This is a genomic window from Pseudomonas sp. GD03862 (assembly GCF_029840855.1).
Lineage (GTDB): Bacteria > Pseudomonadota > Gammaproteobacteria > Pseudomonadales > Pseudomonadaceae > Aquipseudomonas > Aquipseudomonas alloputida.
This window is the reverse complement of the sequence record NZ_JAOCDI010000122.1, coordinates 1-640: the sequence shown is the minus strand read 5'-3', so window position 1 is coordinate 640 and position 640 is coordinate 1. Positions and strand designations below refer to the sequence as shown.

Genomic DNA, 640 nt, shown 5'->3' with positions numbered 1-640 from the left:
AACCGCCGATTGGCAGGCACAACTGGCCGAGCATCTGCGCCGTGGCCTGCCGGACTACATGGTGCCGAACCAGTGGCTGGCACTGGACAGCCTGCCGCTGTCGCCCAACGGCAAGCTCGACCGCAAGGCCTTGCCGCGCCCGGACCAGACCGTCAAGGCTCGCGACTATCAGGCGCCGGCCACACCGACCGAAATCGCCCTGGCCGAGATCTGGCAAACCGTGCTGGGCGCAGGCCCGGTGGGAGTTACCGAGAATTTCTTCGCCCTGGGCGGCGACTCGATCATGTCGATCCAGGTGGTCAGTCGTGCGCGACAGGCCGGGATCCATATCACGCCCAAGGCATTGTTCCAGCACCAGACCGTGCAGCGCCTGGCGGCCGTGGCCCAGCTCGGGGAGGCGGTGGTGCCACGTATCGACCAGGGCCCGGTGACGGGCAGCGCGCCGCTGCTGCCGTTCCAGCAATGGTTCTTCGACCAGCGCATGAGCGAGCCGCAGCACTGGAACCAGTCGCTGTTGCTGCGCGGCACCGAAACGGTGGATGCCAGCGCATTGGAGCAGGCGCTGCTGGCACTGTACGCCCAGCACGACGCCCTGCGCCTGCGCTTTGCCGACGGCAGCGCCGAACACGGTCCGCTGCAA

Annotated in this window: 1 protein-coding gene; it reads left to right on the top strand. The window is 67.8% G+C overall.

The window, feature by feature from the left end:
• On the top strand, window positions 1-640 hold a 640-nt coding region (locus N5D53_RS27625), incomplete at both ends, for a phosphopantetheine-binding protein (RefSeq protein WP_279841147.1).